This is a genomic window from Sorangium sp. So ce836 (assembly GCF_028553905.1).
Taxonomy (GTDB): Bacteria; Myxococcota_A; Polyangia; order Polyangiales; family Polyangiaceae; genus Sorangium; species Sorangium cellulosum_D.
In genome coordinates this window covers 6,322,721-6,345,180 of sequence record NZ_CP102233.1, presented here as the reverse complement: position 1 = coordinate 6,345,180, position 22,460 = coordinate 6,322,721, and the positions used below count along the sequence as shown (strand labels likewise).

General features: G+C 74.2%; 21 protein-coding genes. 5 read left to right on the top strand and 16 right to left on the bottom strand.

What is annotated here, in order from left to right:
• Positions 1–103: 103 nt before the first annotated feature.
• From NQZ70_RS22940 to NQZ70_RS22930, 3 genes are read right to left on the bottom strand one after another with little or no spacing between them, the layout of a single operon-like run.
• On the bottom strand, positions 104–778 hold the full coding sequence (locus tag NQZ70_RS22940) for a glutathione S-transferase family protein (protein ID WP_129576095.1): 675 nt from the start codon (positions 776–778) through the stop codon (positions 104–106).
• A gap of 51 nt (positions 779–829) precedes the next feature.
• Entirely contained in the window at positions 830–1,792 is a 963-nt protein-coding gene (locus tag NQZ70_RS22935; RefSeq protein WP_129576094.1) for an NAD-dependent epimerase/dehydratase family protein, read from the bottom strand.
• Complete coding sequence (locus NQZ70_RS22930; RefSeq protein WP_129576093.1) at positions 1,789–2,421, bottom strand: class I SAM-dependent methyltransferase; 633 nt, start codon at positions 2,419–2,421, stop codon at positions 1,789–1,791. Before NQZ70_RS22930 ends, NQZ70_RS22935 begins: the two co-directional genes overlap by 4 nt.
• A 629-nt stretch (positions 2,422–3,050) precedes the next feature.
• Here NQZ70_RS22930 and NQZ70_RS22925 point away from each other — a divergent pair.
• Positions 3,051–5,648: a S8 family serine peptidase gene (locus NQZ70_RS22925; protein WP_272829018.1), complete on the top strand. Its 2,598-nt coding sequence runs from the start codon at positions 3,051–3,053 to the stop codon at positions 5,646–5,648.
• Positions 5,649–5,657: 9 nt separating this feature from the next.
• On the opposite strand, the gene NQZ70_RS22920 is transcribed toward NQZ70_RS22925, so the two are convergent.
• The 12 genes from NQZ70_RS22920 to NQZ70_RS22865 all read right to left on the bottom strand — a co-directional run bounded on the left by NQZ70_RS22920 (position 5,658) and on the right by NQZ70_RS22865 (position 17,423).
• Positions 5,658–6,785, bottom strand: a complete 1,128-nt coding sequence (locus NQZ70_RS22920) for an RtcB family protein (protein ID WP_129576091.1) — start codon at positions 6,783–6,785, stop codon at positions 5,658–5,660.
• A complete protein-coding gene (locus NQZ70_RS22915; protein ID WP_272829016.1) occupies positions 6,782–7,105 on the bottom strand; it encodes a ribosome-binding factor A in 324 nt (107 codons plus the stop codon). The genes NQZ70_RS22920 and NQZ70_RS22915 overlap by 4 nt, the downstream gene beginning before the upstream one ends.
• Positions 7,106–7,468: 363 nt before the next feature.
• Positions 7,469–8,173, bottom strand: a complete 705-nt coding sequence (locus tag NQZ70_RS22910; RefSeq protein ID WP_129576089.1) for a hypothetical protein — start codon at positions 8,171–8,173, stop codon at positions 7,469–7,471.
• 308 nt (positions 8,174–8,481) lie between these two features.
• Positions 8,482–9,855: a 3-deoxy-7-phosphoheptulonate synthase class II gene (locus tag NQZ70_RS22905; protein WP_129576088.1), complete on the bottom strand. Its 1,374-nt coding sequence runs from the start codon at positions 9,853–9,855 to the stop codon at positions 8,482–8,484.
• Positions 9,856–9,927: 72 nt separating this feature from the next.
• Positions 9,928–10,911 carry a hypothetical protein gene (locus NQZ70_RS22900; protein ID WP_129576087.1) on the bottom strand — a complete coding sequence of 328 codons (984 nt, stop codon included), beginning with the start codon at positions 10,909–10,911 and terminating at the stop codon, positions 9,928–9,930.
• A gap of 67 nt (positions 10,912–10,978) precedes the next feature.
• Positions 10,979–12,658 (bottom strand): serine/threonine-protein kinase, encoded by a 1,680-nt coding sequence (locus NQZ70_RS22895; RefSeq protein ID WP_129576086.1) that lies wholly within the window; start codon positions 12,656–12,658, stop codon positions 10,979–10,981.
• A 419-nt stretch (positions 12,659–13,077) separates the two neighbouring features.
• Positions 13,078–14,121, bottom strand: coding sequence for an RNA polymerase sigma factor (locus NQZ70_RS22890; protein WP_129576085.1), 1,044 nt, complete (start codon positions 14,119–14,121; stop codon positions 13,078–13,080).
• Complete coding sequence (locus NQZ70_RS22885) at positions 14,118–14,540, bottom strand: hypothetical protein (protein ID WP_129576084.1); 423 nt, start codon at positions 14,538–14,540, stop codon at positions 14,118–14,120. The genes NQZ70_RS22890 and NQZ70_RS22885 overlap by 4 nt, the downstream gene beginning before the upstream one ends.
• 174 nt (positions 14,541–14,714) lie before the next feature.
• On the bottom strand, positions 14,715–15,032 hold the full coding sequence (locus NQZ70_RS22880; protein ID WP_129576083.1) for a PEGA domain-containing protein: 318 nt from the start codon (positions 15,030–15,032) through the stop codon (positions 14,715–14,717).
• Positions 15,033–15,034: 2 nt separating this feature from the next.
• A complete protein-coding gene (gene guaA, locus NQZ70_RS22875; RefSeq protein ID WP_129576082.1) occupies positions 15,035–16,609 on the bottom strand; it encodes a glutamine-hydrolyzing GMP synthase in 1,575 nt (524 codons plus the stop codon).
• Positions 16,610–16,725: 116 nt separating this feature from the next.
• Positions 16,726–17,061: a hypothetical protein gene (locus NQZ70_RS22870; RefSeq protein ID WP_129576081.1), complete on the bottom strand. Its 336-nt coding sequence runs from the start codon at positions 17,059–17,061 to the stop codon at positions 16,726–16,728.
• A complete protein-coding gene (locus NQZ70_RS22865; RefSeq protein WP_272829014.1) occupies positions 17,058–17,423 on the bottom strand; it encodes a hypothetical protein in 366 nt (121 codons plus the stop codon). Before NQZ70_RS22865 ends, NQZ70_RS22870 begins: the two co-directional genes overlap by 4 nt.
• 70 nt (positions 17,424–17,493) lie before the next feature.
• Between NQZ70_RS22865 and NQZ70_RS22860 the strand changes: the two genes are divergently transcribed.
• Genes NQZ70_RS22860 through NQZ70_RS22850 form a run of 3 tightly spaced genes read left to right on the top strand, consistent with a single transcriptional unit; the run spans position 17,494 to position 20,168 of the window.
• Positions 17,494–18,774: a glutamate-5-semialdehyde dehydrogenase gene (locus NQZ70_RS22860; protein ID WP_129576080.1), complete on the top strand. Its 1,281-nt coding sequence runs from the start codon at positions 17,494–17,496 to the stop codon at positions 18,772–18,774.
• Between the two features lie 59 nt (positions 18,775–18,833).
• Positions 18,834–19,724 (top strand): ribosome silencing factor, encoded by an 891-nt coding sequence (gene rsfS / locus NQZ70_RS22855; RefSeq protein ID WP_237245534.1) that lies wholly within the window; start codon positions 18,834–18,836, stop codon positions 19,722–19,724.
• A 6-nt stretch (positions 19,725–19,730) separates the two neighbouring features.
• Positions 19,731–20,168, top strand: coding sequence for a 23S rRNA (pseudouridine(1915)-N(3))-methyltransferase RlmH (locus tag NQZ70_RS22850; protein WP_129576079.1), 438 nt, complete (start codon positions 19,731–19,733; stop codon positions 20,166–20,168).
• 56 nt (positions 20,169–20,224) lie between these two features.
• On the opposite strand, the gene NQZ70_RS22845 is transcribed toward NQZ70_RS22850, so the two are convergent.
• Positions 20,225–21,178, bottom strand: coding sequence for an SDR family oxidoreductase (locus NQZ70_RS22845; protein WP_129576078.1), 954 nt, complete (start codon positions 21,176–21,178; stop codon positions 20,225–20,227).
• 206 nt (positions 21,179–21,384) lie between these two features.
• On the opposite strand from NQZ70_RS22845, the gene NQZ70_RS22840 reads away from it, so the two are divergent.
• The gene (locus tag NQZ70_RS22840) at positions 21,385–22,437 is read left to right on the top strand and encodes a YafY family protein (RefSeq protein WP_129576077.1); all 1,053 of its coding nucleotides are present in this window, start codon (positions 21,385–21,387) and stop codon (positions 22,435–22,437) included.
• Positions 22,438–22,460 lie beyond the last annotated feature (23 nt).

Sequence of the window (22,460 nt, the reverse complement as noted above, 5' to 3'; positions counted from 1 at the left end):
CGACGGGGCGGCGGAACCTGCGCGACATCGTCATCGTCGTCGATCGTCGTCGTCGTCGCGCCCGCGCTGTCCGCCGGCTCCTCAGTCCGCGGCGTGCTCGCCCCTACTTGCCCACGACGCCGATCGCCTCGTACGCCTCGATGATGTGCGGCTCCTCCCTGGCCTTCGCGATCCACTCCTGCATCGCGGGGAGGGCCAGGATCGCCGCCACGTAGCGCCGAGAGACCGCGTCGAGCTCGACCCCGTACGTGTCGAACCGCGTCGCGACCGGCGCGTACATCGCGTCCGCGACGCTGAAGCGGCCAAACAGGAACTCGCCCCCCTGGCCGAAGCGAGATCGGCAGTCGTTCCAGATCGCTTGGACGCGCGCGATGTCCTGCGACGCGGCCTCGGTGATCGCCACGCCCTGGATCTTGCGCCGCACGTTCATCGGCAGCGCGGTGCGGAGCGCGGCGAAGCTGCTCGCCATCTCGGCGCTCACCGCACGCGCGACGGCGCGCGCGTCGCGCGCCTCCGGCCAGAGCTTCGCCTCGGGGAAGCTCTCCGCCACGTACTCGGCGATCGCGAGCGACTCCCAGATCGTGAGCGCCCCGTGCTTCAGGGCCGGCACCTTGCCCGAGGGCGAGTGGCGCTGGATCTCCGGGGTGCGGACGCCCGGCGCCCGGAGCGGGATCACCACCTCGTCGAACTCGGCACCGGCGTGCTTCAGGGCGAGCCAGGGCCGGAGCGACCATGAGGAATAGGACCTGTTTCCGATGTAGAGAGTGAGCTCAGCCATGCGCAGAGTCTACCACCGCGGCGCGCCCCGGGCGCTCCGCCGCCCTGGCCCTCACCCCGCCGGCTCGCCCCCGAACACCTCGCTCGCCAGCGCCTCCACCGCCATGCGCACGGCCTCGTCGCTCGTGTGGCGCACCCGGAAGCCCAGCGCCGCCAGCTTGCCCGGATCCATCCGCGATCGCGGGACGTCGCCGGGCCACCCGCGCTCGCCGCCCTGATACCGGATCACCGCGTCGGGGTAGGGCGACGCCGCCACGCACAGCTCCGCGATGCGGGAGACGCTCGTCGCGTCCTCGGGCGCGAGGTTGAAGATGTTCAGCCGCTCCCCGGCGCGATCGAAGCCGAACAGGATCCCCTCCGCGCAGTCGCGGACATCGAGGTACGGCTTCGACTGGCGTCCGTCGCCGAGCACTTCGAGCTCGCTGCGGCGGTCGCGGAGCTTCTTCAGGAAATCGAGCGCCGCGCCGTGGGTCCCGCGCGGCCCGACCACGTTGCCGAAGCGGTAGATCCACGCGGTGAGGCCGAAGCACTCGACGTAGGCGCTGATGAGCGCCTCGCCCGCGAGCTTGCTCGCGCCGTAGAGCGAGATCGGCAGGGCGCCGAGATCGCCCTCGGCGCACCGCCGCGCGGTGTCGCCGTAGACCGTCCCGGAGGACGAGAAGATGAGCCGGCTCACCCCCGTGCGCCGCATCGCATCGAGCACGTTGTACGTCGCGATCGTCCCCTGCTCGAGATCGAGCCGCGTCCGCGCGAGCCCCCAGCGCGCCTCCGGGTTCGCGGCGAGGTGCACGACGAGGTCGTGGCCCGCCATGGCCTCGGTGAGGCGCTCGAGGTCGAGGGCGTCCGCCTCGACGAGCGTCGCGCGCCCGGAGGCGAGGTGCGAGGCCACGAACGCGCGGCGCCCGACCGAGAGGTTGTCGTACAGCGTCACGGGGCCGCGCTCGACCAGGCGATCGGTGAGGTGGCTCCCGATGAACCCGGCGCCGCCGACGACGAACGACCTGAGCCCGGTCATCGCCCCCCTCCTTCGGCCGGGCGCTCGACCCGGGCCGCGAACTGCAGTCGATCCTGCGTCACCAGGCGGAACGGCATGTCGTGGATCCGGAGCGGCCACTCGAGGCCGGTGATGCGCCCTCCCGCGCCGCGCACGAGCTCGACGAGCTCGCCCGGCGTGAAGTAGGTGCCGCGCACCTCGACGCCCGGCGCGGCGTTGCCGACGAGGTCCATGAGGAGCAGCACCTTCTCCGAGACCGGGCCGAACCGGAAGTGATCCTTGAGCGCGACGACGCGCGCGGCGACCCGGAGCGCCTCCGCGAGCAGCGCGGCGGGGCGCGCGCAGTGGTGCAGCACGTCGGACAGGAGCACCGCCTCGAACGCCCCGTCGGGGAAGGGGAGGCGCTCGCCGTCGTACGCGACGACCGGGAGCGCCGCGCCGGGGCGCGCCTTCACGTCGACGCCGACGACGCGCTGCGCGCCGACCCGGCGCGCGACCTCGAGCGCGACCGTCCCGTCGCCCGCGCCCACGTCGAGCAGCGACGCCGCGCGGCCCACCTGCGCGGACAGCGCCCGCGCGACGCGCTCCACGCGCGGCACGTGGACCAGGCGATGGTGCATGGAGAACAAGGCGCGCGCGAGGATCGTCATTCCACATCCGAGCCCGGCGCCGCCCGCGCCGGAGAGCCGCGCGACCCTAGAACACCGATCACGTCAAGATCCAGAGAAAATCGGCAGATGGGAAGAGGACCGCCAGGGCGCAAGGGGCGCAAGGGGAAGAGGGGAACAGATTTTATCTCTGTTCTCTTGCGTCGCTTGCGCCCCTCGCGCCCTGGCGGCCTCTCTACTTCCCGCGCTGCGGAGAGCCGCTGGCCGCCTCCTCCGCTCCGGCGCGCAGGCGACGAGAGGTGGCGGGACAGGACAGTGGTGAGATCGCGAAATCGATGGCTCTCCAGGACGACCGCCTTGGACTTCGGGGCGGGCGCGCTGCGCCACGTGGCCGCGCCGACGGCGCAGCGCTCGTTATGCCCGACGCGAAAGGAGGGCTGACCTGAAACAGCCACTCTTCCAGGGCCTGCGGCGATGATGTCGTGAGGCTCTGTGCCCGACGCGAAAGAGGTCTGTCCTGAAATAGCCGCGCTTCCAGGGTCTACGACGATGACGCCGTGACGCGCCGTCGCCGAGCCGTTCTCGCCCCGCTCACGCTTGACCGATTCGCGTCATCGAACATAGCTGAATCGATGATCGGAACGCGCGGAACAGGGCTCATGAAATGCGGTGTGCGCTGGTTCGGTCTGGCTTGCCTCCACATCGCTCTTTCAGGGTGCAGCGGAGAGCTTGGAGTCGAGGGGGCGAGCCAGAACAACGCCCCTCCGGACGGCGCAGCGGCGGGCGAGGCGACGTTCGCGCCCGATGAGCCGACGGAGCTCTGGTTCGTGGAGCTCGAGCGCGCGCCGGCCGCGACGAGCGGCGGGCGCGCGCGCATGAAGGGCCTCGCCGACGAGGAGCGGGCGCTCTTCCGGCGGGCGGCCGAGGAGCGCGGGCTCCGGTACACGCTCCGGTTCTCGTTCGAGGAGCTCTGGGACGGCCTCTCCGTTCGCGTCGCGCGCGGGGGCTCCGCCGCGCTCTCCGAGATGCCCGGGGTCAAGGCCGTCTACCCCGTCGTGCCCGTGGAGCTCGACGCCGTGCGCGCCGCGACCGCGGTCGATCCGGATCTCGCCGTCGCCAGCGACATGTCGGGCGCGGACCTCGTGCGCCGCGACCTCGGCGTGACCGGCGAGGGCATCCGCGTCGGCGTGATCGACAGCGGCGTCGACTACCATCACCCCGATCTCGGCGGCTGCTTCGGCCAGGGCTGCCGCGTGGCGTTCGGCCACGACTTCGTCGGCGACGACTTCGTCGCCGGCGACTCGAGCAATCCGCCGGCGCCCGACGACGACCCCGACGATTGCCTGGGCCACGGCACGCACGTCGCCGGCATCATCGGGGCGAACGGGATCGTGCAGGGCGTGGCGCCGGACGTGACCTTCGGCGCCTACCGCGTGTTCGGCTGCCGCGGCGGATCGCGCGCCGACATCATCCTCAAGGCGATGGAGCGGGCCGCCGAGGACGGCATGCACGTCGTCAACATCAGCATCGGGACGCCGTTCCAGTGGCCCGACTACCCGACGGCGGCCGCGGCGAACGCGCTCGTCGCGCGGGGCGTCGTGGTCGTCGCGTCGATCGGCAACAGCGGCGAGAAGGGGCTCTGGGGCGCGGGCGCGCCCGGCGTGGGCGAGGCGGTCATCGGCGCCGCATCGATCGACGGCACCCGCGTGACCCGCCTGTCGTTCACCGTGGCGCCGGGCAACGCGGCGATCGGCTACGCGCGCGCGGAGGGGAGCCCGCCGCCGCCGCTCTCGGGGAGCGCCCCCCTCGCGCGCACCGGGACGCCCACGAGCGCGCGCGACGCGTGCGACGAGCTCCCCGCGGGCAGCCTCGCGGGCAAGATCGCGCTCGTCCGGCGCGGCGGCTGCCCCTTCCACGAGAAGGCCGCGCACGCGCAGGCCGCGGGCGCGGCCGGCGTCGTGATCTACAACGACCGAGGCGGCGTGATGAACCCGTCGGTCGCGGCGAGCAGCCCGATCTCGATCCCGGTCGTGGGGATCGCGCAGGCCGACGGCGAGCTGCTGAGCGCGCGCCTCGACGCGGGGCCGCTGACCCACAGCTGGACCGACCGAGCCGTGGCCGCGCAGAGCAGCACCGCGGGCCTCATCTCCGGCTTCAGCTCGCACGGCCTGAGCGCAGCGCTCTCCTTCAAGCCCGACCTCGCCGCGCCCGGCGGCGCGATCTACTCGACGGTCCCGGTCGAGCAGGGCTCGTACGACACGCTCAGCGGCACGTCGATGGCGGCGCCGCACGTGGCGGGCGCCGTCGCGCTCCTGCTCGACGCGCGCCCGGAGCTCTCGGCGCCGCGCGTGCGCGATGTCCTGCAGAACAGCGCCGTCCCCGCGCCGTGGAGCGGCGATCCGAGCGGGCAGGTGCCCGAGGGCGCGCACCGGCAGGGGGCGGGGGTGATGCGCGTCGACCGGGCGATCCGCGCGACCACCGTGATCAGCCCCGGCAAGCTCGCGCTCGGCGAGAGCGAAGCCGGCCCCGCCGCGCGCACGCTGACGCTCGAGAACTCGGCCGCGCACGACGTCACCTACGACCTGTCGCACGCGCCCGCCGCGTGCGCGACCGGCGGCGATCACTGGAGGCCGACGAGCGCGACCGCCGGCGCCGCGGCCGTCGATTTCAGCGCCCCGAGCGTCACCGTGCCCGCCCACGGCCGCGCGACCGTCACCGTCACGGTGAGGGCGAGCGACGCGCTCGCGGACGGGGGCCTGTTCGGCGGCTATCTCGTGTTCACCCCGCGGGGCGGCGCGGCCGACGGCCCGCTGCGGGTGCCGTACGCGGGCTTCAAGGGCGATTACCAGAGCGTCCCCGTCCTCAAGCCGTCGGGCAGCGAGGCGCCGTGGCTCGGCAAGCTGAGCGGGACGCGCGTGGTCCCCCAGCGGAGCGGCGCGACCTACACGCTGGCGTCGGACGACGTGCCATACGTGATGGTCCACTTCGATCACGGCGCGGAGCGCGTGACCCTCGACATCGTCGAGGCCGCGACCGCGAAGCCGTGGGGGCGCGCGCTCTCGCTCTCGCACGTCGGCCAGAGCTCGTCGGCGACGGCGGTCACGCGGTACGGGTGGAAGGGCACGACGAAGCTCGACGGGCGGCCGACGGTCGTCCCGGACGGGGACTATCGGATCAAGCTCCGCGCGCTCAGGGCGCTCGGCGATCCGGGCAACGAGGCGCACTGGGACACGTGGACGTCGCCCGTCTTCACACTCGATCGGCCGTGAGCGGCGCGCTCACGGCGCCTTGTAGACGAGCACCGGCCGGAGCCGGCGGACGACGCGCACGAGCGCGCGTTGCGCCCGCATGACCGCGCCGATGTCCTTGTAGGCCGAGGGCGCCTCCTCGCGGAGCCGGTCGGCGAGGCGATGATCGAACCACACGCCCTCGGCCTCCCGCAGCAGCTGCCGCGCGCCGATGCGGCGGCGCGCCTCGCCCCGCGGCAGCGCGCGCCCGGCGCCGTGCGCCGACGACCCGAGCGCGTCGGGGTGGCCGCGCCCCGCCACGTGGAAGCTCGGGCTCCCCATCGACCCGGGCACGACGCCCAGCTCGCCCTCGCGGAGCCCCATGGCGCCCTTGCGGTGCACCCAGAGCGCGCGCCCGCCGTGCTCCTCGCGCCGGACGTGGTTGTGATCGACCTCGATGCGCGACGGCGCGTCGACCTCGACGCCGAACAGCTCGGCGAAGAGCCCCGCGGCCTCGGCCGCCATCCGGGCGCGGCTCGCCCGCGCGTAGCTCGCGGCCCACGCCGCGTCGGCGAGGTACGCGCGCCCGGCCTCGCTGTCGGCCTCGAGGAAGCGGATCCCCGAGGGATCGCGCGCCGCGAGCGCCTCGTGGTGCTCCCGGATCGCCGGCCCCATGGCGCGCGAGCCGCTGTGCAGGAGCAGCCACAGCGCGCCCTCCTCGTCGCGCTGCACCTCCAGGAAATGGTTTCCCCGGCCGAGCGTGCCGAGCTCCATGCGGCCCTCGCGGCGCTTCATCGCCTCGAGCCGCGGCGCGCCGAGCCGCGCCTCGGCGAGGTCGTCCGGCAGCGGCGGGGCGCCGGCGGCCGGGTGCAGGACGTGCGGGACGCGGCGGCAGAGCCCCGAGAGGAGCCGCGCCGCGCGGTCGCGATCCGCGAGCAGATCGGCGCCCGCGCGGAGCCGCAGCGCGACCATGCCGCACCCGATGTCGCCGCCGACCGCCGCCGGCAGGAGGCGGCGGGTCGTGGCGGTCACCGTGCCGACGCACACGTCGTCGGCCACGTGCGCGTCGGGCATCACCGCGACGTGCGCGACGTCCTCGGTGCGCGCGAGCCGCGCGAGCGAGGCGTCGAGCGCCGCGCCCGCGCCGTCCGGGAGCCACGCGGCGATGCGCGCGCTCACGGCTCCTCCTCCGGCGGCTGCACCTGGAAGGCGAGCGTCGGCGCGCGCTTGCGCGTGATCGCCCCCGCCACCTCCGCGCGCACGTAGCCGGCCACCCGCGCAAGCCGCGCCGCCGCCACCTCCGGCGGCGTGCCCGGCCCGACCTGCACGACCACCGCGAGCCGGCTCGCGTCGGGCGCCGGCTCCACCTGCATCACCCAGACGTCCTGGAGGACGTCATCGCGGAGCGCGGCGAGCGCGTCGCTCACCGCCTCCTGCACCTGACGGCAGAGCTGGCGCTCCTTGCGCTGGGCCTGCCGCGCCGCCGTCCCACCGAACAACGAACCTGCATCCACGACGGAGCGCGCGCGTTCGCGGCTCCGCGATCGATCTTTGCTCATGCCATGCTCCCGAGGGCGCGGCGACGCACACACGCGTCTGCCGCGCGGTTTCCAGCGACACGCGAGATGAGCTCGGGATGTGAGCCTCGCTGGCGCGCTCAGCGGCGCGCCAGAGCGAGGCTCGTCGATGCAATCGGGTGCATGGCGGGCCTCCTTCGCTGCGAAGGGTGCACGAGCGAGCGCAGGCGCGCAAGACGCGCCGCGGCCGCGCTCCCGCGGGCCGCGGCGCGCCTGCCGCTCCGGCGCTCGGCGCCGCGCGTGGAGAGGTCCGGCCATCCCTGGCCGGACCTCTCGCGGGCGGAGCTACATGGCCTGGCGATGCGCCTGCGCGGCGCACTGGCGCTCGACGACCTTCGCGGCGTAGCGGAGCGCCCGGCGCGTGATCGCCGTCATGAGCGGCGAGGTCAGCGCGTCCCAGAAGAACAGCTGCCGCCGCGTCCGCGTGTCGGTCGCGCGGATCCGCACCTCGTACGAGAGCATCGTCCGGCGCTGGCCGTGGGGCGTCACGGCGTAGCTGGCCGCCACCTTCACGTACCCGGGGCAGTCGAACGCCTTGAACTCGGCGGCGGACCGCCTCACGTACAGGCTCTCCGCGTTCATCAGGCGCGCGATCGCGCCGACGACGATCTCGGAGCCTTCCTGCTCGGCGAGCTTGATCTGGCCGTAGTCCTCGACGTTCTGGAGCGACACGCGCGCGGGCGCCGGCAGCGGCGCCAGCCGGAGCCTGCGCCGGGCGCGCCGCGCCTCGGCCACGCGGAGCGCGAGGGCCGCGCGCAGGAGCAGAGAGTGGCTCCTCGCGAAGTCCACCCGCTTCAGCGCGGCGTACGTCGCCTCCGGCGTCGCCATCACGACGATTTGCTCGTTCACGACGATGTCGGCCACCGGCAGGAAAGACTCGATGAGCGTCGGGCATGCGGCGGAGCGCTGCTGTCCCTCGAACGAGCTCTCCGTGATGGCATGTCCCTCCCCCTGCCGGCGTTCACCCTGTTCTGTTGAGATGTTCTGCATGGCGAGCTACCCCCTGCGAGGATCCATTGGGATAGCCTCGACGGATCGCCAGAAGGCGTCTCCCGATGACGGGCGCTCGGAGCACGCGAGATGGCCGAAATACGGCGAGAGCGCTCGAGGCCACAGCGGGAATCACGGCAAGCGTCTGTGCTCTCGATGAAAGAGAGAAAGCCGCCAAGACACACAGGGCGCCAGGAGAGCTCAGAAGCTTTTCTTCTCTTGGCGCCCTTAGCGTCTTGGGGGTTCGTCTTCTCGTCCGATTCTCGTCCGATTCTCGTCCGAGCGCCGCTCCGGGGCGGCGCCGGCGCTCAGCCCCTCGAGCGCCGGGAGGACTCCGCCATGCGGTGGGCGATGCGGAACGCCATCTCGAGCGACTGGCGGTAGTTCAGCCTCGGATCGCACAGGCTCGCGTAGCGCCGATCGAGGTCGGATTCCGTGAGCCCCGCCCCGATGCACTCGGTCACGTCGTCGCCCGTGAGCTCGAAGTGGACGCCGCCGAGGTGGGACCCGAGCGCCTCGTGCACCTCGAAGCTCGCCTCGATCTCGGCCAGGATGTCCTCGAAATTCCGTGTCTTGATCCCGCCGGACGTCGTCTGCGTGTTGCCGTGCATCGGGTCGGACATCCAGAGGACCTTGCGCCCCGCCGAGCGCACCGCCTCGATGAGCGGCGGGAGCCCCTCGCGCACCCGGCCCGAGCCCATGCGCACGATGAGCACGATCTTGCCCGGCTCGTCCGCCGGGTTGAGCCGGTCGAGGAGGCGGATCAGCTCGCCGGGGACCGTCTTCGGGCCGAGCTTGATGCCCACCGGGTTCGCCACCCCGCTGAAGAACTCGACGTGCGCGCCGTCGGGCTGCCGCGTGCGCTCGCCGATCCAGGGCAGGTGGGTCGTCAGGTCGTAGTAGCCGGGGCGGCGCGCGACCTTCCGCGTCTGCGCCGACTCGTAATGCAGGTTGAGCCCCTCGTGGCTCGTGAAGAACTCGACCCGCGACAGCTCCCCGACCGGCACCTCGGCGAGCGCCTCCATGAACCGGAGGGCCTCCCCGACCTGCTCGGTCATCCGCTGGTAGCGCTCGCGCAGCTCGCCGGGCAGGTCCGCCCGCTCGAGGAAGCTCAGATCCCAGTACTCCGGGTGATGCAGATCGGCGAAGCCGCCCTCCGACAGGGATCGGATGAAATTCAGGGTGAGCGCCGCGTGCTGGTATCCCGCCACCATCAGGGCCGGATCCGGGCGCCGGGAGGCGGCCTCGAAGGGCGCGCGGTTGATGAGATCCCCGAAATAGCTCGGCAAGCTCACGCCGTCGCGCGTCTCGATCGGGCTGGAGCGCGGCTTGGCGTACTGCCCGGCGAAGCGCCCGAGGCGCACGACCGGCCGGCGGGCGCCGTGCACCAGCACGAGCGACATCTGCAGCAGGATCTTCAGCTTGTTCGTGACGATGTTCGGGCGGCAGTCGTCGAGCGTCTCCGCGCAGTCGCCCCCTTGCAGCACGAACCTCCGGCCGAGCTGCGCCTGGGCCAGGTGGCCTTTGAGCCGCTCGACCTCCCACGAGGTCACGAGCGGCGGCAGCGCCCGGAGCTTCTCGACGGCCGCGTCGACGGCCGCGGCGTCGTCATACGGCATGGCCGCCGCGTTGGGACGTTCACGCCATGAATCTGGCGACCAGGATTGAGCAGGAACGTACATGAGTTGAGCCCTGATATGGCAAGGCTCCCACCCGCGCAACCCTCGGTCAACGCGATCGGCGCGCGCGGGCGATCACCGACTCTCCGGCGCGTCGGCCGCCCCGGGCGATGGCCCGACGCGCGCCTCGATCGCCTGGATGGCCGCCTTGATCTCCTTCGCGATCGAGGCGCACGGCGCCGCGCAGCGGCTCATCCCCAGGAAGCCGCACCCCTTGCTCTTGCTGGAGACGAGCGGCGTGAGCACGTCGATCGCGCGCCGATCGCCGTCGGCCGCCGCGCGCCCCAGGAGCGCCTGCCGCGCCTTGCAGGAGGGGGCGACGCGGAGCTCGTGCGCGACGCGCAGCGCGGGCGTCGCCCGCGCGAGGACCGCGGCCTCGGCGAGCCGCTTCGCGGCGCGCTCCTTCAGCGCAGCGCTGCCGATCGAGAGGTCGTAGAGGAGATCGGCCCCCTGGCTCCCCATGCCGGTCGCCATCAGGTCGAGCGCGGCCGACGCGGCCTCGGGAGGGCCGCCGGCGGCGCTCGAGACGACGCGCTTCACGTCGTCGTCCGCCGCCGCCCCCGGATCGAGCTCCAGGAGCCGCTTCGCCGCCGCGAGCGCGGCGGCGTGGTACGGGGGCGGGAGCGCGTGGCGCTGCATGAGCGCCCGGAAGATCGACGGATCCTTGGGGTAGCGCGCGGCGAGCGCCTCGAGCTGGAGCACGCCGCCCGCGGTCGCGGCGGCGAGCTCGTCGGCGGGGACCGCGTCGCTCGGCCGCGGGGCCACCGGGCGCCGGGGCGCGGAGCCCGCGGGCCCCGCGCGCTCGGCGCTCACGGCAGCCTCGATCCGGGCGAGCGAGCCGTCGTCGCGCAGCAGGGCGGCGCCGAGGACGACGGCCACGACGGCGGCCGCGCCGGCGACCATCCAGCGCGCCGCGGCGGGCGCCCGCGCGAGCAGGGCGGCGCGGCCGGCCGAGGCGCCGCCGCCCGCGGTGAGGACGGTGGTCGCCCCGGGGAGCGACCCCGGTCGATCAGGGGAGCTGCCCTGGCTGGCGCTGGTCCCGGAGGCCTGCGGCGGCATGCCCCGCTCCCCTAACACAGGCGCTGGCTGCGGCCCATGGGCGGCGTCACCCGGCCTGGCCGCGGGCTCATCGCCGCTCGGCTCGCCACTGGAACAGCGCGGCCGCGAGCGCGGCGGCCACGCTGATCAGGAAGAGCAGCGCGTCCCAGAGCGGCCATGCGATGCCGACGGCGCGCTGCAGGAACACGGCCTCGAGCAGCCGCACGAGCAGCGACGCCACCCCGTACGCCACGAGGGCGAGCACGACGGGCGTCGTGAGCCGCGGCGCGAGCGCGCTCAGCCTCGCGTCGTCCCGCCAGATGTGGCGGAAGACATAGAAGCCGCCGAGCAGCCCGACGCCGAACAGGGCGCACAGGACCCCGAGCGTGAGCAGCGTGGCGCCCTGGCCCGACAGCGCGGCGCTGTCGCTCCGCGCCGCGCGCGCGAGGCCGGTGAGGCAGCTGACGAGGCCCGCGCCGAGCCACCCGAGGCCGAGGCTCGCCGAGAGGAAGACCATCTGCCGCGTCAGGTACGCCTCGGAGGCGGCCGACCCGGGCAGGCCGAAGGTGTGCGAGAGCGCGTAGGGCCTGCCGAGCGCCACGGACGGGCGCCCGAGCGACGCGCGCGCGCTGGGCGGCTGCGCGGGCAGGGGCGCCTCCTCGAACGGCGCGAGCGCGCTCGCGAGCTCGGCCATCGAGGCGTAGCGGCCCTCCTTCTCCTTCGCCATGGCGCGCTGGACGATGAGCTCCAGCTCCGGCGGGATCTCCGGGTTCACCGTGCGCAGCGCCGGCGGCTCCTCGGTCATGACGGCGAGCAGCATCGCCGTCGGGTCGCTGCGCTCGAAGGGGCGCTGCCCGGTGAGCGCGTGGTAGAGGACCGCGCCGACCGCGTAGATGTCGGCCCGCGCGTCGATCTCGTCCCCCTTGGCCTGCTCCGGGGCCATGTAGGCCGGCGTTCCGAGCACCATGCCGGTCCGCGTGAGCGCGGACGGCGCGGAGGTCTTCGAGATGCCGAAATCGAGGACCTTGACGGTGGGGCACGCCGGGTCGCCCGTGAGGAAGATGTTCTCCGGCTTGATGTCCCGGTGCACGACGCCCGCGGCGTGCGCGGCCGCGATGCCGTCGCAGACCTCGCGGGCGATCCGCACCGCCGTGCCGACCGGCAGGCGGCCCCCGGACGCCGCGAGGAGCTCGCCGAGCCCCTGGCCGTCCAGGTACTCGGCGATGATGCACGGCCGGCCGTCGCTCAGCCGGTTCACGTCGAAGATCTCGACGATGTGCGGGTTCCGGACCGACGCCGCCGCCTCGGCCTCGCGCTGGAACCGCGCGAGGATGGTGGGCTGCTGGGCGAGCTCGGGGTGGAGCGTCTTCAGGGCGAAGCGCTTGCCCGGGATGCGGGTGTGGTGCGTCTCGTAGACGCGGCCCATGCCGCCTTCTCCGAGGAGGCGGACGATGCGGTACGCCCCGGCCACCGTGGTGCCGACCAGCGGATCCGCCTCGACCGGAGGCTCGCCCGGCGCGCCCGCCTCGGGCGGAGGCGGTGGACGGACCGTATCGGCGGTCGCGTAGTGCGCCGCCGCTGCGGGTCCCATGGGGACGTTGTGCGGCCGGACCGTCACCGGGGCCACGTCGTGCGCCGCCGCGCTCCCCCCCGGGGGAGGAGGCGGACGGACCGTCTCCGCGGTCGTCGACGGGGCTGCCGCTGCCGCGGCCTGGGCCTGCGCGGCACGGACGGCGGCCAGAGCGGCCTGCCGCTCCGTGTCGCTCATGACGCGGGTGGGGCCCTCGCCCTCCTCGGGCGGGGACGGGGGCGCGCCGCCAGCAGCGCGGGACGCGGGTACGGCAGGGCTGCCCGAGCGACCGGGCGAAAAGCTCGAATCCGACACGCTCAGGGCCTCGCTCCCATGGATCCGGGTCGATCCTCGCCGGAGGCGGGGACCGACGATTCGTCGCCAACGCGCGGGCGAACACCGCGAGGCGACGCTACCACGGATCGCGCCGCGCGGGGCGCCGACCTGCCGAACCGCGATCGGTACGCGATGTCGAGGCGTTCGCGCGGCCGGTCCGGTTATCGCCGCACGGTGGTCGGATGGTCAGCCCGAGGGCTGCTCAACCGGGGCCGGCTTCTGCTTGGCGGCCTTGCGCTGCTCCGCGTCGAGAAGGCCGATCCGCGCCTTCTGGCAGCGCTTCAGGCGCTTCTTCTTGAGCGGGGTGGCGAGCCATTCGTGACGCAGACGGACATTCCACTTGGGAGTATTGGCCATGATCGTAGGACTTTCTCTGCGAGGGGGGCGGAGACTACACAAACGTGCGGGAGCGTCAAGCTGTCAGTGTGGTCGTCCGCTTCGTATTTGTTGCGCTCGCCGCTGCGCGGCGAGGTTTTGCGCTCGCCGCGCAGCGGCGAGGTTTCGCGCTCGCCGCCGCGCGGCGAGGTGGTGGCGACCGCGGGCGCGTCGGCAGCGCGCTCGCACATCGCGATCCGGTGCTGGAGACGGAGCCAGAGCGCGCCCGCGTCGGCCGCGGGGATGGTCGGGAACACGGCCGCGGCGCGGAGCATGGACGCGGCCGCGGCGTGGAGGGGGCGCTCCGATGCGGTGAGGGCGCGCAGCGCGCTTCGGCGCTCGGACGACTGGCGCGCGACCGCGGCGCGGAAGTCCTCGCGGGCGAGGCGCAGGCGGGAGCGGACCGTGTTCTCCTTGAGCTCGAGCTCGCGGGCGATGTCCGCGACCGCGACGCCGAGCAGCTCGTACATCACGAGGATCACGCGCCGCTCGGGCGCGACCTTCCGGAGCAGCGCCGTCACGATCTCGACGCGGTCGTCGCTCGCGAGCGATTGCTCCGGCGACGGCGTCGGATCGCGCCCGTCGAACGGCCAGGACGCGCCGGCCCCGGACGGGATCTCGCGACGACGGTGAGCGCGCGCGTGATAGTGGCTCATCTTCCGCCACGCGATGCCGAACAGCCATCGCTGCAGCGCCGCCTCGGGCGTGATGCGCAACGGCGGCGGCCCGTCCGTGGGGAGCCCGGTGGAGGGCGCGCCGTGGTAACGCCACGGCTCGTAGCCGGGCAGGGCTCGGTGGGCCGCGAGGAAGATCTCCTGGAGCATGTCGTCGAGATCGTTCGTCTCGACGCCGAGCCAGCGGAGCGCGCGGTGCAGGAACGGCAGGCCCACGGCATAGACCGTCTCGAACGACGGGCGCGCCGGCGGGGGAGGCGGCGAGGACGACGTCATCCGGCCCCCCACACCTGCGGGAAATCCGCGCCTGTGTAGGTGGGGTAGGGGCGGGGCGCCGGCCGGCCGGCGGGCGGATCGGGCGCCGGGAGCGGGCGCTGCCAGCGCTCGAGCGGCTCGAGCTCGACGAGCATGTCCAGGGAGGTCCGGAGAGAGAGGCGGAAGTCCTCGTCCTCGGCCGCTCGAGCGCCGTGGAAGGCGACGTAGAAGAGCACCGTGCCGAGCTGCGTCACCCGCGGATCCCCCCGGCGCTGCAGGAAGCGATCGGCGAGATCACACAGTGCATGAAACAGGCGGCCTCCCGGGCGACGACTCCCGGGACCGCACACCTCGAGGGTGGCGCGCCGGCGGGCGCGCCGGGCCATGTTCTGCGTGGAAGGCGCGCGCGACAGCGCCTTCGGACGGCTCCGATTCGGCATGTTCCTGTCCACCGTAAGCTTGAGGTTGAGGACGAACGCGCGCTGTGCGCATCCATCTCCCTGGATTACGGAGAGCGCCTGGAGATGATTTCGTCCTGCGCCGTCGCGCGCCTGCGACGCGGTGACGAGGCGACGGCGGCGCGATGGACCGAGCGGCGTCCGCCCGGCGAGGCGTCAGTCCGGCACGGGCGTGAGCTGCACCTGAAGATGGAGCGGCGGGTCGCCGCTCTTCGCCTCGACGAGGCGATCCCAGGCGAAGTAGCCGGCCTTCTCCACGGTGATGCGGTGCGCGCCGGGCGGCAGCGCGACGCCGCGGGCGGCGACGTAGGCGAGCGCGCCGATGTACTGGTCGTCGATCGTGACCGACGCGTCGGGCACGTTCCCCTTCATCCGCAGCGAGACCGTGGCCGGGGTCCGCGCGACGCACGACGAGAGCCCGAGCAGGAGGAGCGCCAGCGCGGCGCGCGGCCGCCTCGCGTTGCCGCCGGCCATCGTCACTCCCACTCGATGGTCGAGGGGGGCTTCGACGACACGTCGAGCACCACGCGGTTCACGCCGCGCACCTCGTTGATGATGCGCGAGCTCACCCGCGCGACGAGGTCGTAAGGCAGCCGCGCCCAGTCGGCGGTCATGCCGTCGGTCGAGTGCACCGCGCGGAGCGCGATCGCCTCGTCGTAGGTGCGCTCGTCGCCCATCACGCCCACCGAGCGGACCGGGAGGAGCACGCAGAAGCTCTGCCAGAGCGACTCGTAGAGCCCGGCGGCGCGGATCTCCTGGTCGAAGATCGCGTCGGCCTCCCTGAGCACGCGGAGCTTCTCCGGCGTCACCTCGCCGAGGCACCGCACCGCGAGCCCCGGGCCGGGGAACGGCTGGCGGTAGAGGATCTCCCGCGGCATGCCGAGCGCCTCGCCGGCGGCGCGCACCTCGTCCTTGAAGAGCTCCCGCAGCGGCTCGATGAGGCCGAGGTTCATCCGCTCGGGCAGGCCGCCGACGTTGTGGTGGCTCTTGATGACGGCGCTCGGCCCCTTGAACGAGACGCTCTCGATCACGTCGGGGTAGAGCGTGCCCTGGACGAGCCACTTCGCGCCCTCGACGCGCTTCGCCTCCTCCTCGAACACCTCGATGAAGAGGCGGCCGATCACCTTGCGCTTCTGCTCGGGATCCACGACGCCGCGCAGCCCCTCGAGGAAGCGCGCCGAGGCGTCGACCGCGTCGAGGTTCATGTGGAAGTGGCCGCGGAACGTCCGCTCGACGGCCTCGGCCTCGCCCTCGCGCAGGAGGCCGTTGTCGACGAAGATGCACGTCAGCCGGTCGCCGAGGGCGCGCTGGCAGAGGACCGCGGCGACCGAGGAGTCGACGCCGCCCGAGAGGCCCAGGATGACGCGGTCGTGCGGGCCGGCCTTCTCGCGGACCGCGGCGATCGCCTCCTCCACGAACGACGCGGGCGTCCACGTCGGGGAGAGGCCGGCGACGTCGAAGAGGAACGCCTGGAGGATCTCCTTGCCGCGCGGGGTGTGGACGACCTCGGGGTGGAACTGCAGGCCGTAGAGCTTGTCGCGCTCGCGGGCGACGGCGCAGAGCGGGCTGCCGGCCGTGGTGCCGAGCGCGACGAACCCCTCCGGCATCGCCGTGAGGCGATCGCCGTGGCTCATCCAGACGTCGATGGAGTCGCCCTCGGCGAAGCGGGAGAAGATGCCGGTCGGGCGATCGATCCGCACGGTGGCGGGGCCGTACTCGCCCCCCGTCTGCGCGCGCTCGACCTTGCCGCCGAGGTGGTGCGCCATGAGCTGGAGGCCGTAGCAGATGCCCAGCGTCGGGACGCCGAGCTCCAGCACCTCGCGGGAGCAGTGCGGCGCGTTGTCCCCGTACACGCTGGCGGGGCCGCCGGAGAGGATGAGCGCGCGCGGGGCGAGCCGGCGCAGCTCGGCGATCGGCACGTCGAAGCGGTGGATCTCGCAGTAGACGCCCGACTCGCGCACGCGCCGGGCGATGAGCTGCGTGTATTGAGAGCCGAAATCGAGGATGACGACGAAGTCCCGACGGGGTGAGAGCATGGCTGCCGCTAGCATGGCGGGGCTGGATCCGCCAGCGTCGGACGGGCCGGGGCGCAGGCGAGGCGCTCGCCGCGCGGGCGTCACGGGTGCGCTGGCGTCACGGGTGCGCGGGCGTCACGGCCGCGCTGGTGTCACGGCTGCGTGGGCGGCGGCGGCGGCGTGGGGGCCGGCGGCGCGCCCGTCGGCGGCGCGCCCGTCGGCGGCGCGCCCGGCGACGGGGCGAGCAGCGGCGCGCCCGGCGTCGGCGCCGGCTCGTCCGGCGAGGCCGGCGCCGCGGGCGCGTCCGGCGAGGCCGGCGCCGCGGGCGCGTCGCCCGGGCCACCGTCGTACGCGCGCGGGCGCTCGTACTCGGGCGGTGGACCGGCCGGGAGCGGCTTCGGGGAGGAAGAGGAGCACGCCGCGGCGAGGAGCGCGGCGAGGACCGCGGCGACCGCGGCGACCTGAGAGGCGTGGCGAGGGCGTGTCATAGCTCGACTCCGCTGCCGCTCCCCCCGGCGTTCCCGGAAGGAACGGGATGCGGCGGCAACTCGGGAGGACCGAACGGATCGGGCGGTATCTGGAGCTCCTCGGGATCGGCGAACGGCGAGGAGGGGACGGAGGGCGCCGGCGGCGCCTCGAGCGGCGCCCCGCGCGCGTTCGGCGCCGCGCGCGGGATGCCCGTGCTCGGCGGGGCGGGCGCGTCCTCGGCGGCGTCCGCGCCCCCGCACGCCGCGGGCGCGAGCGCCGCGAGGAGCGCCCCCGCGAGGAGCGCCGCCCGCCGCGCAGGGCGGGCCGGGCGGGAGCGGGGTGCGAAGGACGCCTGGCTCGAGCTTCGGAGATCGCCGGACACGGCCGGTACGCTAGCACGGAGGCGCAGGAGAACGGTTGGCCCGCGCAGGGAGGCGAGCTAGGTTCCCGCTGTGGAACAGAGCAACGTCGATCTCGAGGGCACGCTGCGCGCCCTCTGCCTGCGCGCCCGGGCGGCCGCCCGGGCCCTCGCCCCCCTGGACCGGGCCCAGAAGGACCGCGCGCTGCGCGCCATCGCCGAGCGGCTGCGCGCCGAGGCCGGCGAGGGCAAGCGCTCCGCCGTGCTGGCCGCGAACGCCGAGGACGTGGCCGCGGCGCGCGCCGCGGGCGTCTCCGAGGCGCTCGTCGACCGGCTCGTGCTCGACGAGGCGCGGCTCGCGTCGATCGCCGGCGCGGTGCTCGAGGTCGCCGCCGCGGGCGACCCGGTCGGGCAGGTCGTCGGGATGGAGCGGCGGCCGAACGGGCTCCTCGTCGGGCAGGTGCGCGTCCCGCTCGGCGTGATCGCGATGATCTACGAGTCGCGCCCCAACGTGACGGTCGACGCCGCGGTGCTCTGCCTGAAGAGCGGCAACGCCGCGATCCTCCGCGGCGGCAAGGAGGCGGCGCGCTCGAACGCGGCGCTCGGCGCGCTGCTCTCGGACGCGGTGCGCTCGGTCGGGCTCCCGGCGGACGCGGTGCAGATCGTCCCCTCGCTCGACCGCGAGGCCACGCGCCTCCTGCTCGGCATGACCGGCCTCATCGATCTGGCCATCCCGCGCGGCGGCGAGGGGCTCATCCGGTTCGTGGCCGAGAACGCGCGCGTCCCCGTGATCCAGCACTACAAGGGCGTGAACCACCTCTACGCCGACGCGGGGTGCGACGTCGACATGGCCCTCCGCCTCGTCGACAACGGCAAGCTCCAGCGCCCCGGCGTCTGCAACGCGCTCGAGTGCCTGCTCGTGCACGAGAGCGTCGCCGCCCCGCTGCTCGCGCGCGTCGCCGCCCTCGCCGAGCGCGGGCTCGAGCTGCGCGGCGACGAGGCCACCTGCGCGCTCGTGCCGTCGGCGCGCAGGGCCTCGGAGGACGACTACGGCCGGGAGTTCCTCGCGCCCATCCTCGCGGTGCGGGTCGTGAAGTCGCTCGACGAGGCGCTCGAGCACATCGGCCGCTACGGGTCGCTGCACACCGAGGTCATCTGCACGCCGCGCTACGATCACGCGCAGCGGTTCGTGCGCGAGGTCGACGCGAGCTGCGTGCTCGTGAACGCGTCGCCCCGGTTCAACGACGGCGGCGAGCTCGGCCTCGGCGCCGAGATCGGCATCTCCACGACGAAGCTCCACGCCTACGGCCCGATGGGGCTCGCGAGCCTGACGGCGCTCAAGTGGATCGCATACGGCGAGGGCCAGACCCGCTGACGCGGGCGAGACGAGGGGCGCCCGGCGACCTCTGGGGCGCAAGAGAAAGCGAGAGAACGTTGGCGACGAAGAAGGACGCAGGCGGAGGGAGCAGCAAGCCGCGGGCGAAGTCGGGATCGAAGGCGGGCGACAGCGCGGAGCCCCGCCTTCCGGCGCGGAAGAAGGCGAGCACGGCCAAGGCGGGCGCGGCCGGGCGGGCGTCGTCCGCGGCGAAGCCGAAGCGGCCGGCGTCGCCGCGGATCCGGGCCTCGCACGCGGGCGTCGGCGAGGCCGGCGCGAAGAAGACGGCGCGCCGCGCGCTCGGCGGGGGCGACGCGGTCGAGCCGCTGGACCGCCCGGAGCGGCCGATCCCGGCGGATCGTCCGGCGGCGCGGGCGCGGCGTCCGGCGCGGGACGAGGGCGACGCGCCGCGGCCTGCGCGGGGCGGCGGCGAGGGCTCGGCCAAGGCGATGCTGCCGCTCGCGGGGCGGTCGCCGGCGCGGAGCAAGTCGCCGCTCGCCGGCCCGAAGCGCGCCGCCGCGCGGCGGAGCGCGCCGCCGCCGGCGCCCGAGCCGTCGGCGTCGGCGCGCGAGCTCGCGCTGGCGCTGGCGGCGGCCGGGCTCGACAAGAAGGCGATCGGCGTCGAGATCCTCGAGGTCGTGGGGCGCGTCGACTACGCGGACTACCTCGTGATCATGACCGGCCGCTCCGACCGGCACGTCCACGCGATCGCGACGGGCCTGGAGGAGGCGGTGCGCAAGCAGAAGCTCGCGCCGCTGTCGATGGAGGGCCTCGCCGCGGCGACGTGGGTGCTGATCGATTTCGGCGACGTGGTGGTGCACGTGTTCCAGGAGGAGACGCGCCGCCTGTACGACATCGAGGGGCTCTGGATCGACGCGGGCCGCGTCCCGGTCCCCGCGGAGGCCCCGCCGCCCGGGGCGCAGCCCGCCCCGCGGTTCGATCCGAGCTGAGCGCCCGTGCGCCTCATCGTCGTCGCCGTCGGGCGCGTGAAGGACAAGCCGCTGCGCGCGGCGATCGACGAGTACCTCGGCCGCGTCCGCCGCTACGTCGCGTGCGACGAGATCGAGATCCCGGACGGCCCGCCGGCGAAGGTCGGGCCGCTGCTCGCGCGCGCGTCGGCGGGGGCCAGCGTCATCGCCATGGAGGTGAACGGCAAGCCGCTCGGCAGCGAGGCGTTCGCGGCCGGCGTCGAGCGGTGGGGCTCGCGCGGCAAGGGGGTGGTCGCGTTCCTGATCGGCGGGGCGGACGGGCTGCCGGCCGACGTGTCCGCCGCGGCCGACGATCGGTGGAGCCTGTCGTCGCTCACGTTCCCGCATCGCCTCGCCCGGCTCGTGCTGGTCGAGCAGCTCTACCGCGCGATGACGCTGCTGCGCGGCGAGCCGTACGCGCACTGACGCGCGGCCACCCGGAAGAGGCCGCGGCGGCCGTGCGCCCGGGTCCACCGGCTCGGTCACTCCTTGGGCCAGTCGGGGCACGCGAGGTCCATCGGGCCGTTGAACCACCATGCATAGGCGGCCTCGTCGGCCTTCTTGCACTCGCCGAACGTCTTCGCGAAGTACTCGCCCCAGTGGGGCGTCCGGCCGTCGACGTCGGTGAAGCCGTACTCCCTGGCGAGATCCCACGAGCTGAAGACGCGGCCGGACTTCGCCGCGACGTTCGGATCGGCGGCGAGCGCCGCGATGGCGCGGCCCACGTAGAACGGGGTCTCCGACTCGATGAAGTGCGGGTCCTTGGCGGTCGCGTCCCGCCAGTTCTCCTCGGTCACGCCGAAGCCGTCGAGCATCGCCTCCGAGCGCAGGAAGCCGGGGGTGATCGCGAGCGCCGTCATGGCGGGGTGGCGGCGCAGCTCCCAGGCCATGGCGAAGGCGAGGCGGATGACCGACATCTTCGCGAGGTCGTAGAAGAGGTTGCCCCGGTAGCCGAAGCTGTCGCCGTCGGTGACCTCGACGATGAGGCCGCGGTCGCGCTCGAGCATGAGCGGCGCCGCGTGGCGGCTCGTGATGATGTGCGAGGTGACGGCCCGCTCGAGCAGGAGCTTCCCCTTGGTCAGGGAGAGCTTCCAGAACGGCTGGCCGAACTCGGTGAGCTCGTCGCCGCCCCAGACGTCGTTGACCAGGACATCGAGCCGCCCTTGCTCGCGCCGGATCCGGGCGCAGAGCGCCTCGACCTGCTCCTCGACGGTGTGGTCGACCTGCGCGGCGACGCCGCGCCCTCCGGCCGCGCTCACGCGCTCGGCGGTCTCCTCGATGGTCTCGGGGCGCTGCCCCGTGGCGGGCCGGCCGCGGACGCTGCGGCCGGTGCAGTAGACCGTCGCGCCGGCCTCGCCGAGCGAGCACGCGATGGCGCGCCCCGCGCCGCGCGTGGCGCCGGCCACGAGGGCGACCTGTCCTTCAAGCGGTCTCATACGCTGTCTCCTCCTTGAGCGCCGGAGCGCGCGGCGGCGCCGGGCGGGGGCGCGCGGCGCTTCGGCTCCGGTCATCCGGGGACGCTACCGGACGATTCCTGACACCTTCTGTCATGAATTGCGCGTAGGCTGATCGCCGGGTCGGACGGGAATCGGACGGGAGTCGGACGGGAGCGGCGCCGCCCGGGAGCCGCGGAGGGTCAGTCATGCGCGCGGATCGGCTGCTCAGCTTGCTCTTGCTCCTCCAGCAGGCGAAGAGCCGGCAGCTGACGGCCGAGGACCTCGCGCGCCGCCTGCAGGTCTCGGCGCGGACGATCTACCGGGACCTCGACGCGCTGTCGTCCGCGGGCGTGCCCGTCTACGCGAACCGCGGCCCGAACGGCGGGATCGCGCTGCTGGAGGGGTGGCAGACGAGCCTGACGGGGCTGACGCAGGCCGAGGTGCAGGCGCTCTCCGCGGTCGCGGCGCCGGGCGCCCTCGCGGACATCGGGCTGTCGGCGGCGCTGCAGAGCGGGCTCATCAAGCTGTCGGCGGCGCTGCCGGTGGTGCAGCGGTCGATGGCGGAGCACGCGCGGCAGCGGCTCCACGTCGATTCGTCGGGGTGGTTCCAGGGGAGGGAGGTGGTGCCGCACCTCGACGTCCTGCGGGAGGGGGTCTGGCAGGATCGCAAGGTGTGGCTCGCGTACCGGGACTTCGACGGGGTGGCGAGCGAGCGGGTGGTGGATCCGTACGGGCTCGTGATCAAGGCCGATCGCTGGTACCTCGTGGCCGGGACGACGGAGCGGGGGCCGAGCGTGTTCCGGGGGGCGCGGGTCGAGGGGGCGCGGCTCCTCGACGAGGGGTTCGCGCGGCCGGAGGGGTTCGACTTGCCTTCGTGCTGGAAGGCGTGGTGCGAGCGGTTCGCGGAGCGCCGGGCGAGCTACGTGGCGACCTTGCGCGTGACCGAGGAGGGGGAGGCGGCGCTCCGGCGGATCCGGCCGAGCGGCGAGCACGAGCGGTGGGGGCAGGGGAAGCGCGGGCGCGACGGGACCAGGACCGTGACGGTCGACTTCGAGCGGGAGTCGATCGCGGTCTCGCAGATCGTGGGGCTGGGGCGGGGCGTCGAGGCGCTCGATCCGGCGGCGCTGCGGGCGCGGCTCGAGGCGATCGCGGCGGACCTCCGCGCGGTTTACGGGCCGCGCCGGGCGGCGCGGGCGCGCGCGAGCGCCGGGGCGGCGGCGCCGCCGCGGACGCGGGGAGGCAGGAAGGCCGCGAGGTAGATGCGCGCGGAGGCGGCTCGCGC